The sequence below is a fragment of the Chordicoccus furentiruminis genome (assembly GCF_019355395.1).
GTDB classification, from domain to species: Bacteria; Bacillota; Clostridia; order Lachnospirales; family Lachnospiraceae; genus Chordicoccus; species Chordicoccus furentiruminis.
On the sequence record NZ_CP048829.1, the window covers coordinates 215266 to 229407 of the forward strand.

Sequence of the window (14142 nt, forward strand, 5' to 3'; positions counted from 1 at the left end):
GCCGGACGGCAGGTCATTTGTAATTATCCGGAAGCTCTTCTCCCCATGGCGTTCCGTCAAGATTGAAAGGTGTCGATTGGTACACGTAGTAGTTCAGCCAGTTGGTGTACAGGTTGTTCGCGGCTGCGCGCCATGTCAGCAGCGGCCGTTTCCCCGGATCGTCATCCGGGAAATAATGCTCGGGAATCGCGGTATCGAGCCCCTTCTTCCGGTCCCGCTCGTACTCGTTCCGCAGCTGCATCCGTCCGTATTCCGGATGGCCGAAGACGAAAATCTTCCGTCCGTTCTGTGCCATGCAGATCGAAACGCCGGCTTCCTCCGATTTCGCGAGAATCGTCAGCTCCCCGCAGTTCACGATGTCATCGACGGCCACCTCGGTGTAACGCGAATGAGGCATCAGAAAGACATCGTCAAAGCCGCGCACCAGCGGCGTCTTGCGGTTGTAGACCGTGTTTTCGTAGATGCCGAAGAGCTTCTTTCCTCCCGGAAGGAGCCGCTTCGGAAGCCCGTAGTAATAGTACATCGCAGCCTGCGCTCCCCAGCACAGGTAGATGGTCGATGTCACATGGGTGTTGCACCATGAAAAGATCTGCTCCAGCTCTTCCCAGTAATCGATCTCCTCGAACTCTTTCAGTTCCACCGGCGCGCCTGTGATGATCATTCCGTCAAAACGGCGGGCACGCAATTCTTCGAAGGTCTCATAGAAGGTATCAAGATGGCTCTTCGATGTGTGCGTCGATTCGTGCGTGGATGTCTTCATAAAAGTGACGTCGATCTGAAGCGGCGTATTGGACAGCTCCCGGAGGATCTGAAGCTCCGTCTGCTCCTTCAGCGGCATCAGGTTGAGAATACAGATCCGGATCGGGCGGATGTCCTGATGAAGAGCCCGGTCCTCATCCATGACAAAGATGTTTTCCTTTTCCAATGTCTCCCGCACAGGAAGATGGTTCGGTATCTTAACCGGCATGCCTGCCCCCCTCGTTTACAGAAGCAAGAAACTCCTCTTCCGTCAGGATCGGAATCCCAAGCTCCTTTGCCTTTTTGTTCTTCCCTGATGCCGACGCCGGATCATTGTTGATAAGCGCGGCGGTCTTCTTCGACACGGCCCCCGCGAGCCGTCCGCCCCGTGACTCGATGAACGCGCCCAGCTCCTTCCGGCTCCCGAAGACATGTACCTCTCCGGTGATCACATAGGACCGCCCGGCCAGAGAATCATCCGCCGCAGCGTTTTCCTCCGTCATGGTGAGGCCAGCGTCCCGCAGGCGGCGGATCAGCGCCCGGTTGGCATCGCGCCGGAAGAAATCCCAGACCGACTTCGCTGTCACCCCGCCGACATCCGGCACAGCGGTCAGTTCCTCCACGGACGCGTTCATCAGCGCGTCCATCGTTCCGAATGCCTTCAGAATCGTTCTGGCCGACGTCTTTCCCACGTTTGGAATCGCAAGTCCGGTCAGGAGCCGGTCCGCTTCCTGATGTTTGGAAGCCTCGATGGATGCCAGTACCTTGTCTGTATTCTTCTCTTTGCCGACAATCCCCCGCTCGATGAGTTCGTCCCGCTTCCCGCGGAGATCGTAGATATCCGCAATGTCCGAAAGGTATCCTTCCGCGATCAGAGCACGAATGTTTTCCTCGCCCAGCCCCTTGATGTCCATCGCGTCGCGGCTCACGAAATTGATGAGGTGGCGCTCCAGCTGTGCGGGACAGGACGGATTCACGCAGCGGATGTCGGCTGCATTCTCCTCGCGGACCACAGGCTGCCCGCACACCGGGCAGGTATCCGGAAGACGGAAATCCCTCGTTCCAGCCGGACGGAGATCCGGCACGGACGCGCGGATCTTCGGGATGATTTCCCCCGACTTGTAGACGATCACCGTATCGCCGATGCCGATATGAAGCCGGTCGATAAAATCCTGATTATGCAGGGTGGCGCGGCTCACTGTCGTTCCGCAGAGGCGCACCGGGTCAAAGACAGCCGTCGGATTCAGCCGCCCTGTCATGCCGACGGAAACCTCAATTCCGCGGACGACCGTCAGCTTTTCCTCGGGCGGGTATTTGTAGGCGATATGACCGGCGCTGTACTTCGCCCCTGCCGGAAACTCGCTGCGATAGGCAATCTGATCAATCTTCACCACCGCGCCGTCAATATCGTAGCCCAGCGTCCCCCGCAGCTCCCCGATCCGGTCGATCGCATCGATGATCTCCTCATCCGTGCGGCAGAGTGTCCCGGGCACCGTGTGCATTCCCAGCCGTTCTCTCAGAAACGAAAGCGCAGCCGTATGGGATACGGTCAGATCCTCCCGGTCCGCCCTCTGCACATTGAAGACAAAAAACGATAGTCCGCGTTCCTTCGTCATCGCCGGATTCAGCTGTCTCAGCGTACCGGCCGCGCAGTTGCGGGGGTTCGCAAAGGTCCGCTTTCCGAGCAGTTCCTGCCTCTCGTTCACGCGGTCAAAATCCTTCCAGGTCATATAGACCTCGCCCCGCACCTCGAGCGGTCCGGGATCCTCGGGCAGATTGGAGATGACGTCCGGTATAACTGCGGCGTTCAGCGTGACATCCTCTCCCGTCTCTCCGTCGCCGCGCGTTTCCGCCAGCGTCATGCGGCCGCTCTGATAGCGGATGGACATCGACAGTCCGTCGATCTTCTGCTCTACCGAAAAGACCGCATCCGGATGAAGCGAACGGACACCATGCACCCATCCGAGCACCTCTTCCTTCGTGAACACGTCCTCGATGGAGAGCATCGGAACATCATGACGGACCGTAACGCCCGCTTTCCGGCGTACCGGCGCCCCCACGGTCTGGGTCGGCGAATCCGCCGATCTCCATTCAGGGTGCTCCTGTTCGGCCTCCTTAAGCGACTGCATCAGTTTGTCGTATTCATAGTCCGTGACCTTTTCATGAGCCGCTTCATACGCCTCATTGTAGGCCTTCACCTTTCTGACGGTCTCCCCGTACTCCTCGAATGTCATCCTCTCTTCCCCGTCCGTCCCCGTTCCGGGTTTCTCCTGCCTCCGGCTCCCCGGCTCGACCCCGGGTATGCGGAGTCTCCGCGCCTCGCCGCTGCCTTGCCGTGTCCTGCGGACTGCGTTCCGCTTTTTCTTTCCTTCCATCCGTTCCGCGGTTTCCGGTCAGAGCGGTCAGGCTTCGCCACAGCCCATCCGGCCTTTCTCTTCGGACGGGCCGATCCGCTTTTATCCGGCTCAGCCTGTCCGGCCAGCACGAGAAGCTGGCCTTTCTCCTCTTCGGTCATCTCACGCAGCGCGCCGCACGGAAGATTCCCGATCCTGAGATTCATGATCCGGATCCGTTCGATACCCGAAACGCCGTAGCCGAGCGCTCTGCACATCCGCCGGATCTGACGGTTGTATCCCTGCGTGAGGGTAATCGAGAATTTTCGTTCGCCGAGGCGCTTCACCCGGCAGGGTCTCGTCGTGACCCAGAGTTCGTCGGGATGCTTCCGCAGCGTCGCCTCGTCGTCAAGGCGGATCTTGACGCCGCGGCTCATCCGTTCGAGAAATTCCGGCGTCACAGGGGTGCTCACGGTCACGACATATTCCTTCTCATGAAAATGAGAAGCCCTCATGATCTGGTCCGAGAGTCCGCCGTCGTTCGTCAGAATCATCAGCCCGCTGGAATCCTTGTCGAGGCGTCCGGCATAGACGACCCGCTGCGGCACATCAGTCTCGTCAGCCAGATTGCCTTCCACCGACCGGTTCATCGTACAGACGACGCCGCACGGCTTATGGTAAAGAAAATAGACACGGTCCGCCTCCTTCTTCGGAAGCTCGCGTCCCTCCACATAAACCGTATCGCCCCGGTATACGCGGTCGCCTACGGAGGCGGTTTCCGCCGGATGCTCGGGCTCATCCTTTCGCGACCGCCGCCGGATCTGTACTTTTCCCTGCTCGATCAGACGATCGGCTTCCCGGCGGGAGGCTGCGCCTGCGTCGCTGATATACTTGTTAAGGCGTTTGCCTTCCTTCTCCATCTCTCGGTCCTTTCTCCGTCTTCTTCCCGTTTGCTTCCAGATGCGTAAAACGCAAGGAACCGCAGACACCGCGGGTTTCGGTGTTTGCGGTTCTCCCCTGCCCGCCTCTTCCGTGTGCGGGTTCATCCGGGGCGGCCGTTTCACCGCACCGGCTCAGGAAACGCTGATATAGCTTTGTCCCACATACCCTTCCGCAGAATCCGTGATGACATGCCACCAGCCTTTATCATTGTCGCCGACCACCGTCACCGTGCTTCCGCCGGCAACCTCGCTGATCACTTCGTACTCAAAGCCCGGACCGGACCGGACGTTCACGGTCGAGAGGATGGTGCCCGTCCGGGTTCCCCCGTCCGTTCCGGTTTCCTCTCCGTTGTCATTCCCGGCATCCGTATCTTCCTGCAGAACCTGTCCTTCGTCAGCCGCCTGACCGTCATCCTGCTCATCCGTGTCCTGTTCTTCCGCAGTCTGCTGATCTTCATCCTGATTGTCCGTATCCGTCTGCGGCGCGCTCTGGCTTGTACTGCCCGTGTCCGCAGTCTGCGTATCGGTTTCGCCGTTCGCCGACGCGGAGGACGCAGCGCCGGCACTCCCGGATACGCTGCTTTCGCTCTGCGGCGTGCCGGCGGCCGCGGCAGCTTTACTGGCGGCCGCCGCCTTTTCGTACTCCTTCTTCACCTCGCTGATCAGGTCCTGTACGTCCTGATCCTTCGTCACCTGATCGATATAATCTGCTGTCGTCTTATCGATATCCGAGAAAACAATCTTGTACTGTCCGTCCGCTTCCTTCCGTACATACGACTGGCTCAGGCCGGGCATTGCCGCCGAGCCCGCGTTCGTATAGTTGTACTTTGTGTAGACGACATAACTGTCCGCCGTCTTTCCCGGCTTGGAGTACACCTCGACATCGGAATAGGTTGTGGAAGAAGAGGAAATCTTAGCGGCCTCCGCCTCCGGCAGCGTATCCGTCAGCTTTTTCACCGCGGCGACATCTTTCGATCCGACTGCCTCGTAGTAGCGTGTCATCAGCTTCGTGACCGCAGGCACCGCATCCTTTGTCAGCGGCGCTGCTTCGGCGACGGACTCCGCTGCCGAAGCGGCCGATGAGACGGCCGCGGGAGACGCCGTCGGCGTCACGGTCACGGTGTTGGCCGTCAGCTGCACGGATCCGCCGGACGCAGTCTCCTCACGGGAGGCCCGCATATTCCTCGACACAACCCGTACGCCGAAAAACAAACCAACCAGAACGACGAGCAGTCCGGCCGCCAGCAGAATATACCTGAGATTGTCCGACAGCCATTCTCTGAAGTTGTTCATCTGTCAACCCTCCTTGCGGCTGCCCTCCCCTGACAGGACCGCCACCCCTGTTTCGTCCGTTTCTCCGGAAAAACAAAACCGCCTTCCGGTGAGGAAAGGCGGCATGAACGCGTCTGACAGGAGTCGAACCCGCGCACCCGGAACCGGAATCCGGTGCTCTATCCACTGAGCTACAGACGCATAATCTAAGTGTTCGTACACGCAAGCGGCGCGGGAAAAAGCGTATCGCCTGTGCAACAAAATGCATTATAGCACGACCCGGCACACGATTCAACCCAAAATTCAAATCCCTCAAAAACGGCTTCCGAAGCCATCACCGCTTTCCCGTAAAGATGCTTTCGTTCATCGCAAAAACCGCATCCAGCTCCTCTCCAAGTCCCGCCTCCCGGATGAAGCCGGCCGCCGGCCCGATGTTCGGAGGCCGGCGGTTCGGATTGTGCGTGTCGCTGCCGATTGCCTGAACGGTCCCTTCTCTCAGCCAGCGAAGCATCCGGCGGCGGGACGGCGGATCGAGAAAGCTGCCCGCATTCACCTGAACGATGACGTCCAGGTCCAGAAGACGGCGGATGCTTTCCGCATCGGTCAGCTTCAGATACCGCTCGAGATGCGCGATGACGATCCGGAGTCCGCGGACCCTGAGCATTTCCTCCACATCATCCAGCATATGACCCGACCACTGCTGGAACGGCATTTCGAGAAGCAGGTACCCCGAACGGCCGGCGCAGAGAAGCCCGAGATCCGGATCCGCGGCGAGAGCGCGGCTGTAGTAGACCTCCGCGCCGAGATGAATCCGTCCCCGGTACCGTTCCGCGTTTCCTTCCGCGGTGACCGCTTCGAACAGACGGTGAGCGGCCTCCACCCTTCTCTCAAGGAAGACGCGGACCGGCTCCTTCGGATAGTAGTGCGGCGTCGCCACCAGCCCGGCCGCACCCTGAGCGAACTCTTCCGCGAGAACCTGCAGGGACTCCTCCGGCGTACTGCAGCCGTCGTCCATTCCCGGGAGAATATGCGTATGAATATCGAAAAAGCGCTCCATCTTCCCGACCGTTCCTCTCCGCCGCATTCCTGTTCCCGTCGTAAACAGGCTGCTCAGGATTCCTTCTTGTAGTAATAGTGCCGGTAATACTTCTTGCTCTCCACTTCCGCATCGGCGTAGATGAAGCCAATGATATGTGCATTGGCAAACCGGAGCTGCTCCAGCATGTCGTCCACCCCGTCAAACTCAGTGCATTGGTGCTTCACAATGAGCAGATAGCCGTCCGCATAGGCAGCGAACAATGCCGCATCCGTGACCGTTGTGACCGGCGGAAGGTCAATGAAAATATAATCGTAGACCTTTCGAAGACCCATAATCAGTGTGCCCAGCTGCTTCGACTGCAGAAGAAGCGTCGGGTCCGGCGGAATATTGCCGGCCGGAATCACATCGACCGGCGCGTTCCGCGAACGGCGGACGATCTTGCTGAGCTCCGCCTGACCGGCAAGATAGTCGGAAAGGCCGGGCGCGCTGCGCATCGAAAGCCTGGCGGCGATCGTCGGAAGCCGCATGTCGCAGTCGAGCACGATCACCTTCTTGTCCAGCTGACCGAAGGATATCGCCGTGTTGAGGCAGTTGGTCGATTTTCCTTCCCCGCGGCCAGAGGATGTCACCGCGATCACCTTGCCTTCCTTGCCCGGAAGGGAGAAGATGATGTTCGTACGCAGCGCCCTGTACGCCTCTCTGACCGGCCAGGGAGAAGCGTCTGTCAGAATGGCCTCCCTGTCCAGATCGCGCGCGCGGCGGTCCGTCCGGCTTCTGTTCTTCTTTCCCGAAAAAAGCATCATCGGTTCCCCTCCTTCGCCTTCCTAGTTCCGGATACCGTTTCTTCGTAAACATATCCGCCCTTTACGTCCATGGATCCGAAAATATCCGGTATCGTCCCGACGATCGGATACGGATAGCGTTCGATCAGCGATTCCTCCGATTTAATGCGGCGGTCCGTGAGGTCAAGAACCACCAGACCGGCAACGGAGATCAGGAACCCGAGCAGTGCGCCGACCACTGTATTCCGCTTTGTGCTCGGAGAGTATTTTTTCTGCGGCTTCTCGGGCGCGACTGCGATTTTCATAGAGGAGCCGTCCACGATGTTTGCGATGTAGTCCGGCGCCACCTCCGCGACGGCGCGGGCAAGCTCATAGGCGTGATCCGGTGTATCCAGGGTCACGAACACATCAATCAGCTGTGTCTGGCTCTCGATCGACGTCGTCACGCTCTCCCGGATCCGGTCATATGTCCAGTCCGAGCCGAGCTTCGCCCGTCCGAGCGCGTCCTCAAGTACCGTGCGGCTTGTCAGGATCGATGCGTAGGTATAGGTCAGCGACTGCGCCGCCGACGTATCTCCCGACGACAGCGCATCTGTGCTGGAAGCCGTCGTCCGGTTATTGACAAACGCCACGAAGCTCGCCCTGTATGTCGGCCGGATAAACAGCACCGTGCAGGCGAACGCGATCAGCGCGCCAAGCAGCGTGGCCGCAAGAACACGCATCCGGTTCTTCCACAGCATGCCGAACAGCTTCGCCAGATCGATGGTCGTCTCCTGGCTCCGCGCTCCCGATGCTCCCGATTGTAGTTGCTGGTTCATTTCCTTTCCCCCTCATATGAACGGATTGTATGTTTCCTGATGATTTCGCGGCTGAGCTGCCAGATCTCCGTGAAGTAAGCGCCTTTTCTCAGTTTTTCTCCGACCCGGGCCGCCCGCTCCGCCATCGTCTCATAGTCCGCGTCCGTCATCGCGCCGATCCTGCCCGGCACTTCCTCAAGAGAAGCCACTGCGATCCCGACTCCCTCCGACCTCACAAAGTCGGCCTCCGCCGCTTCATTCCAGATCACAACGGGAAGCCCCGCAGCCAGATACAGCGACAGCTTATGCGGATTGTTGTATTTCAGATATCCGCCGGTATTTCCCGCACAGGTCGTCATCTCCGGTCCGTCCCAGACCAGACCGAAAGCTCCCTCCATCCGACCCGGGAGCTCATCCGCAGGCAGCGTACCGTGGTAAACCGTCCTTTCGGACGACACCCGTCTCGCTTCAAAATAAGGTCCGTACAGATGAAGTGTCACCGGCATATCGGACTCCAGCATACGGTACACATAGCCCGATTTGCCTCTCGCAAGATTGCCCGCCACCGCAATCGACAGATCCCGCTTCCGTTCTTTTCGGATTTTTGTTCCGTCACAGAGATAATCGAAAATGCCGAGAGAAACCACCCGCTCCGGATCAAAGCCCTGTCCGATCAGATAATCCCGCATCCGGCTGTTGTGACAGATCACCACATCAAACGCAGCAAGAAGCTGATTGTCAGCTATTCTGTACGTCTCCTCATTGACCTGCTTCATCCCGCTGATTCCGCCGCGAAGCGACTCGAGATCATGGATCAGCGCCACGAAGGCGGCCTTCTTCCTCTTCCGGATTGCCGGAATGAGACGCAGCATCACCCGGTTCGCATACATCGGGTGCTGATAGAGAACGATGTCCCCGGCCTCAAGCTGATGCCCGAGTTTCTGCATTCGAAATGCCGGTACGGTCAGAAGCCAAAGCTTTTGAATGAGCTTCGGCTGCTTTTCCGGAAATGCGGGCATATCAAAAGTCCGCATGCCCATCTGGCCGGCAATCCGGAGAATGTCCCCCGGCGCCTTCGAACCGGCGGTCTGCTGCCCGTTCGAACGTCTGTTCAGAATGTATTCCATACTCGTCTCCGATCAGCAGCCGGGCAATCGCCCGGCATCCCTGCGGCATTTCTGCCTGCCGCCTTTTCCGGCACTATCTCTTCTATTATAAAGAACCTGACCCCGGATGTCAATTTCACGCCGTGATTTCAGAATTATATCGGTCCTGCTTCTTAATTTCATCATATTCATTCACCGGGAAGAATGATATAATGAATCGATTTCGGGCTTCGGTCCCGAATCCATTCCACTCCGGCACAGCCGGAATACAAATCAGGAGGATTTATGAGTTGAATAACGAGCTGATCCATCTTAACCACATTTCCAAGTCCTTCGGCGACAAGGTCGTTCTCGACGATCTTGATCTCGTCATTCACGAAAACGAGTTCGTCACACTGCTCGGCCCCTCCGGCTGCGGAAAAACCACTACGCTCCGGATTCTCGCAGGATTCGAGTCTCCGGACAAAGGCAGCGTCATCTTCGAGGGCAGAGACATCACCAACCTTCCCCCCAACAAACGTCAGCTGAATACAGTCTTCCAGAACTATGCGCTGTTCACGCATATGAACGTCGCGGAGAATATTGCGTTCGGATTAAATATAAAGAAGAAACCCCGATCCTACATCGAGGACAAGATTCATTACGCCCTGAAACTGGTCGGTCTTGAGGGCTTTGAAAAACGTTCTGTCAGCAACCTTTCCGGCGGTCAGCAGCAGCGAATCGCCATCGCCCGCGCAATCGTGAACGAGCCGCGCGTGCTGCTGCTGGACGAGCCGCTCGGCGCCCTTGACCTGAAGCTCCGGCAGGACATGCAGTATGAGCTGATCCGGATGAAGAACGAGCTGAAGATCACATTCATCTACGTCACGCATGACCAGCAGGAGGCTCTGACAATGTCCGACACCATCGTGGTGATGAATCAGGGCTATATCCAGCAGATGGGATCTCCGGAATCAATCTACAATGAGCCTGAAAATGCATTTGTCGCCGATTTCATCGGCGATTCCAACCTCTTCCCGGCCAGCTTTGTCCATGACGAGCTGATCCGGATCGACGGCACGCTCTTCCCCTGTGTGGACAAGGGCTTCGGCATGAACCGTCCCGTAGACATCGTGATCCGTCCGGAGGATGTGGAACTCGTCGCTCCGGGCGAAGGAACCGTTGACGGCGTCGTGACGGATCTCATCTTCAAGGGCGTGCACTACGAGATGTGCCTCGACGTCGGAGGACGTGAGTGGGTCGCCCATTCCACCCGCCCTCATATCGTCGGCGAACGTGTCGGCATCCATGTGGATCCCTTCAATATTCAGGTGATGAACAAACCCGAATCCGAGGATGAGGAGGCCGCCGGCATCGATGACTAAGACGAAGAAAATCGCCGGGATGCTCGGCATCCCCTACATTGCCTGGGCGGCGGTCTTCATCATCGTGCCGCTGCTTATGGTATTCTGGTACGGGCTCACGGACGCCAGCGGTCATTTCACGCTGGCCAATGTCGCGGCCATCGCCGAACCAGCCCACAGCAAATCGCTGCTGATGGCGCTGCTCCTTTCGCTGATCGCGACCGGCGTCTGTCTCCTGCTCGCCTACCCGCTGAGCATGTTTCTGGTTGAGACCCAGAAAACGACCCATTCATTTCTCGCGATGCTGCTGATCGTTCCGATGTGGATGAATTTTCTGCTTCGGACGTATGCCTGGCAGTCGATTCTCGAGAAAACCGGCATCATCAACACGGCGCTCACCGCCCTTGGTCTTCGCCCGCTGCGGATGATCAACACCCCGGGAGCCATCGTACTCGGCATGGTCTACAACTTTCTTCCGTTCATGATCCTGCCGATCTACAACTCGCTGGAGAAGATCGACGGCAACGTGATCAACGCCGCGCGAGACCTTGGCGCAAGCCAGCGCCAAACACTGAACCGGATCATCATCCCACTCTCGATGCCGGGCGTGATCTCCGGCATCACGATGGTCTTCATTCCGGCTCTCACGACCTTCGTCGTCTCCTCCCTGCTCGGGGGAGGCAAGATCCTTCTGATCGGCAACGTCATCGAGGAGGAGTTTATGGTCGCCTATGACTGGAATCTCGGCGCGGGACTGTCTCTCGTGCTGCTCGTCTTCATCATCATAAGCGTCGTGATCTCCGCGGTCACGGAAAAAGATGAGGAGGTGTCGCGATGAAAACGAACCGGATCCGTCACCGCGGTTTAAAGCGCCTTTATATCGCGCTGATCTTTATTTTCATGTACGCCCCCATCGTGCTGCTGATCATTCAGTCGTTCAACGTCAGCAAAAGCAGGGGGCGCTGGGGCGGCTTCACCCTGAGATGGTACCGCTCATTATTTACGGACGCGGATATCGGCCAGGCCTTCCTCACGACGATCGCCCTCGCCGTCCTTTCCTCGGTCATCGCTGTCATTCTCGGGACCATGGCCTGCATCGCGATCTCGAAGATGAGGAAGCGGGGCCGCACCGTGATGATGGGCGTCACGAACATCCCGATGCTGAACGCGGATATCGTCACCGGCATTTCCTTCATGCTGCTTTTCCTCACGCTGAAGGTTCCTTTCGGCTTCGTGACGATTCTCCTCGCCCATATCACGTTCAATATTCCGTATGTGATCGTGAGCGTGATGCCGCGCTACAGGGAGCTGAATCCGCATATCTACGAGGCCGCGCTCGATCTGGGCGCCAGTCCCGCCACAGCATTTCGGAAAACGGTTCTGCCGGAGCTGATGCCTTCCATCCTGTCGGGCGGACTGATGGCCTTCACGATGTCGCTGGACGATTTCATCATCACGCACTTCACGGCGGGGGCCGGGATCCATACCCTCTCCACCAAGATCTACTCTGAAGTCAAGCTCGGGATCAAGCCCGAGATGTACGCACTCTCCGCGATGATCTTCGTCACCGTGTTCGTGCTGCTTCTTCTGGTAAACCGCGCTCAGGACAGCGCCGAAAAGGCGAGAATCGAGGACAGATGATGAGAAAGATATCAGACGGAGGCCGCAGGGCCGCGGCCCTGGTCCTGACCTTCTGCACGGCCTTTGCGGTCCTCACCGGATGCGGTGCGGAAAGCGGACGGAGCACAAGGTCAGAGGACAGTTCCAATACGCTCTATGTCTATAACTGGGGCGAGTATATCGATCCCGACGTGATCACAAGCTTCGAGAAGGAGACAGGGTACCATGTGGTCTACGATGTCTTCGAGACGAACGAGATCATGTACCCGAAGATCGCCGCCGACCCGTCCCAGTACGATGTGATCTGCCCGTCCGACTATATGATCCAGAAAATGGCCGAGAACGATCTTCTTCTCAAGCTCGATTACGATGAGATGCCCAACGTGAAAGCGAACATCGGCAGTGAGTACTGGAAGATGTCCGAGGACTTCGATCCGGGCAACCTCTACTCGGTTCCGTACTGCTGGGGCACCGTCGGAATCCTCTACAACAAGAAGATGGTGACGGACAAGGTCGACAGCTGGGATATTCTCTGGGACAAAAAGTACAATGACAACATCCTGATGCAGGACAGTGTCCGCGACCTTTTCATGGTCGCGCTCAAAAAGCTCGGCTATTCCATGAACACCACAGACCTGAAGCAGCTGGAAGAGGCAAAGGATCTTCTGATTGAGGAAAAGCCGCTGGTTCAGGCTTATGTCGTCGATCAGGTACGTGACAAGATGATCGGAAACGAGTCCGCGCTCGGCGTCATTTACTCAGGCGAGGCCGAGTACACGCATGAGGAGAATCCGGATCTCGATTACGCGATCCCGAAGGAGGGAACGAACGTCTGGCTCGATTCCTGGGTCATCACGAAACAGACCCGGCATAAAAAAGCGGCTGAGGCCTGGATCAACTACATGTGCCGCGGAGACATCGCTCTCAAGAATTTCGAGTACATCTACTACTCAACGCCCAACACCGCGGCGATGGACCTGATGGATGAGGAAACCCGGAACAATCCGTTCCTCTTCCCCGACCTCTCGAAATGCAGCGGACTGGAAGCCTACCGCTATCTGGGCGAGGATGCGGACAAGATGTACTATAACCTCTGGAAAGAGGTAAAGAGCGCGTAAGCGGCCGTACAGGACGCTTACACCGGGGGCGGCAGACTGCCTCGCCCGGATCATGAAAGCAGGAAACGCCGGGACGTGCGAAATCGAAACGCGGATCGGCCAGAAACGGAAACGCCGGGACGACCAAACATACGGTCGCCCCGGTTTCTTTTACTTCTCTTATTTTTTGCCTCTCGGTTCTGCGCATAAAGAAATGCTCCGAACCGCCTCTGCAGGCAATCTTTTGCCTCTCGGTTCTGCGCATAAAGAAAAGCCCCGAACCGCCTCTGCAGGCAATCTTTTGCCTCTCGGTTCTGCACATAAAGAAAAGCCCCGAACCGCCTCTGCAGGCGATCTTTTGCCTCTCGGTTCTGCGCATAAAGAAAAGCCCCGAACCGCCTCTGCAGGCGATCTTTTGCCTCTCGGTTCTGCGCATAAAGAAAAGCCCCGAACCGCCTCTGCAGGCAATCTTTTGCCTCTCGGTTCTGCGCATAAAGAAAAGCCCCGAACCGCCTCTGCAGGCGATCTTTTGCCTCTCGGTTCTGCGCATAAAGAAAAGCCCCGAACCGCCTCTGCAGGCGATCTTTTGCCTCTCGGTTCTGCGCATAAAGAAAAGCCCCGAACCGCCTCTGCAGGCAATCTTTTGCCTCTCGGTTCTGCGCATAAAGAAAAGCCCCGAACCGCCTCTGCAGGCGATCTTTTGCCTCTCGGTTCTGCGCATAAAGAAAAGCCCCGAACCGCCTCTGCAGGCGATCTTTTGCCTCTCGGTTCTGCGCATAAAGAAAAGCCCCGAACCGCCTCTGCAGGCAATCTTTTGCCTCTCGGTTCTGCGCATAAAGAAAAGCCCCGAACCGCCTCTGCAGGCGACCCGGAACCCTCCCTCGAGCGCGAGACGGGGATCGAACCCGCGACCCCCACCTTGGCAAGGTGGTGCTCCACCGCTGAGCCACTCGCGCGTGCGTCATTTCTTTTGACGACTCTGATATAATACAACAATCCACTTATTGTGTCAACAGAAAACATTGAAGTAATAGCAAAAAATATTGGAATAATGCCGCAAATTGCAATAACAAG

12 protein-coding genes and 2 tRNA genes are annotated in these 14142 nt (G+C 57.6%); 4 read left to right on the forward strand and 10 right to left on the reverse strand.

Annotated elements, in window-relative coordinates:
* Nucleotides 1-13: 13 nt before the first annotated feature.
* The 9 genes from G4C92_RS00955 to G4C92_RS00995 form a co-directional block, all read right to left on the reverse strand.
* Nucleotides 14-967: a homoserine O-succinyltransferase gene (locus G4C92_RS00955; RefSeq protein ID WP_274940766.1), complete on the reverse strand. Its 954-nt coding sequence runs from the start codon at nt 965-967 to the stop codon at nt 14-16.
* Nucleotides 957-2972, reverse strand: a complete 2016-nt coding sequence (ligA, locus tag G4C92_RS00960; RefSeq protein ID WP_274940767.1) for an NAD-dependent DNA ligase LigA — start codon at nt 2970-2972, stop codon at nt 957-959. The genes G4C92_RS00955 and ligA overlap by 11 nt, the downstream gene beginning before the upstream one ends.
* A complete protein-coding gene (locus G4C92_RS00965; protein WP_274940768.1) occupies nt 2969-3991 on the reverse strand; it encodes a pseudouridine synthase in 1023 nt (340 codons plus the stop codon). The genes ligA and G4C92_RS00965 overlap by 4 nt, the downstream gene beginning before the upstream one ends.
* Nucleotides 3992-4144: 153 nt before the next feature.
* On the reverse strand, nt 4145-5305 hold the full coding sequence (locus G4C92_RS00970; RefSeq protein WP_274940769.1) for an SH3 domain-containing protein: 1161 nt from the start codon (nt 5303-5305) through the stop codon (nt 4145-4147).
* A 108-nt stretch (nt 5306-5413) separates the two neighbouring features.
* A tRNA-Arg gene (locus G4C92_RS00975) sits at nt 5414-5485 on the reverse strand.
* 133 nt (nt 5486-5618) lie between these two features.
* On the reverse strand, nt 5619-6368 hold the full coding sequence (locus tag G4C92_RS00980) for a CpsB/CapC family capsule biosynthesis tyrosine phosphatase (RefSeq protein WP_274940770.1): 750 nt from the start codon (nt 6366-6368) through the stop codon (nt 5619-5621).
* Nucleotides 6369-6394: 26 nt separating this feature from the next.
* Complete coding sequence (locus G4C92_RS00985; RefSeq protein WP_274940771.1) at nt 6395-7126, reverse strand: CpsD/CapB family tyrosine-protein kinase; 732 nt, start codon at nt 7124-7126, stop codon at nt 6395-6397.
* Nucleotides 7123-7923 carry a YveK family protein gene (locus tag G4C92_RS00990; RefSeq protein WP_274940772.1) on the reverse strand — a complete coding sequence of 267 codons (801 nt, stop codon included), beginning with the start codon at nt 7921-7923 and terminating at the stop codon, nt 7123-7125. Before G4C92_RS00990 ends, G4C92_RS00985 begins: the two co-directional genes overlap by 4 nt.
* Nucleotides 7920-9029, reverse strand: a complete 1110-nt coding sequence (locus G4C92_RS00995) for a hypothetical protein (protein WP_274940773.1) — start codon at nt 9027-9029, stop codon at nt 7920-7922. Before G4C92_RS00995 ends, G4C92_RS00990 begins: the two co-directional genes overlap by 4 nt.
* 269 nt (nt 9030-9298) lie before the next feature.
* Between G4C92_RS00995 and G4C92_RS01000 the strand changes: the two genes are divergently transcribed.
* From G4C92_RS01000 to G4C92_RS15155, 4 genes are read left to right on the forward strand one after another with little or no spacing between them, the layout of a single operon-like run.
* Nucleotides 9299-10372 carry an ABC transporter ATP-binding protein gene (locus G4C92_RS01000; protein WP_274940774.1) on the forward strand — a complete coding sequence of 358 codons (1074 nt, stop codon included), beginning with the start codon at nt 9299-9301 and terminating at the stop codon, nt 10370-10372.
* The gene (locus tag G4C92_RS01005) at nt 10365-11189 is read left to right on the forward strand and encodes an ABC transporter permease (protein ID WP_274940775.1); all 825 of its coding nucleotides are present in this window, start codon (nt 10365-10367) and stop codon (nt 11187-11189) included. The genes G4C92_RS01000 and G4C92_RS01005 overlap by 8 nt, the downstream gene beginning before the upstream one ends.
* A complete protein-coding gene (locus tag G4C92_RS15150; protein ID WP_330654746.1) occupies nt 11186-11992 on the forward strand; it encodes an ABC transporter permease in 807 nt (268 codons plus the stop codon). Before G4C92_RS01005 ends, G4C92_RS15150 begins: the two co-directional genes overlap by 4 nt.
* Complete coding sequence (locus tag G4C92_RS15155) at nt 11992-13089, forward strand: ABC transporter substrate-binding protein (protein WP_330654747.1); 1098 nt, start codon at nt 11992-11994, stop codon at nt 13087-13089. Before G4C92_RS15150 ends, G4C92_RS15155 begins: the two co-directional genes overlap by 1 nt.
* An 863-nt stretch (nt 13090-13952) precedes the next feature.
* Here the strand turns inward: G4C92_RS15155 and G4C92_RS01015 are convergent.
* A tRNA-Gly gene (locus tag G4C92_RS01015) sits at nt 13953-14024 on the reverse strand.
* Nucleotides 14025-14142 lie beyond the last annotated feature (118 nt).

What these genes read in the sequence shown, in the direction of transcription:
- G4C92_RS00970 (WP_274940769.1), bottom strand. Translation starts at nt 5,305, where the DNA reads ATGAACAACTTCAGAGAATGGCTGTCGGACAATCTCAGGTATATTCTG.
- G4C92_RS00955 (WP_274940766.1), bottom strand. Translation starts at nt 967, where the DNA reads ATGCCGGTTAAGATACCGAACCATCTTCCTGTGCGGGAGACATTGGAA.
- G4C92_RS00990 (WP_274940772.1), bottom strand. Translation starts at nt 7,923, where the DNA reads ATGAACCAGCAACTACAATCGGGAGCATCGGGAGCGCGGAGCCAGGAG.
- G4C92_RS15155 (WP_330654747.1), top strand. Translation starts at nt 11,992, where the DNA reads ATGAGAAAGATATCAGACGGAGGCCGCAGGGCCGCGGCCCTGGTCCTG.
- ligA (WP_274940767.1), bottom strand. Translation starts at nt 2,972, where the DNA reads ATGACATTCGAGGAGTACGGGGAGACCGTCAGAAAGGTGAAGGCCTAC.
- G4C92_RS00965 (WP_274940768.1), bottom strand. Translation starts at nt 3,991, where the DNA reads ATGGAGAAGGAAGGCAAACGCCTTAACAAGTATATCAGCGACGCAGGC.
- G4C92_RS01005 (WP_274940775.1), top strand. Translation starts at nt 10,365, where the DNA reads ATGACTAAGACGAAGAAAATCGCCGGGATGCTCGGCATCCCCTACATT.
- G4C92_RS00985 (WP_274940771.1), bottom strand. Translation starts at nt 7,126, where the DNA reads ATGATGCTTTTTTCGGGAAAGAAGAACAGAAGCCGGACGGACCGCCGC.
- G4C92_RS00980 (WP_274940770.1), bottom strand. Translation starts at nt 6,368, where the DNA reads ATGCGGCGGAGAGGAACGGTCGGGAAGATGGAGCGCTTTTTCGATATT.
- G4C92_RS00995 (WP_274940773.1), bottom strand. Translation starts at nt 9,029, where the DNA reads ATGGAATACATTCTGAACAGACGTTCGAACGGGCAGCAGACCGCCGGT.
- G4C92_RS15150 (WP_330654746.1), top strand. Translation starts at nt 11,186, where the DNA reads ATGAAAACGAACCGGATCCGTCACCGCGGTTTAAAGCGCCTTTATATC.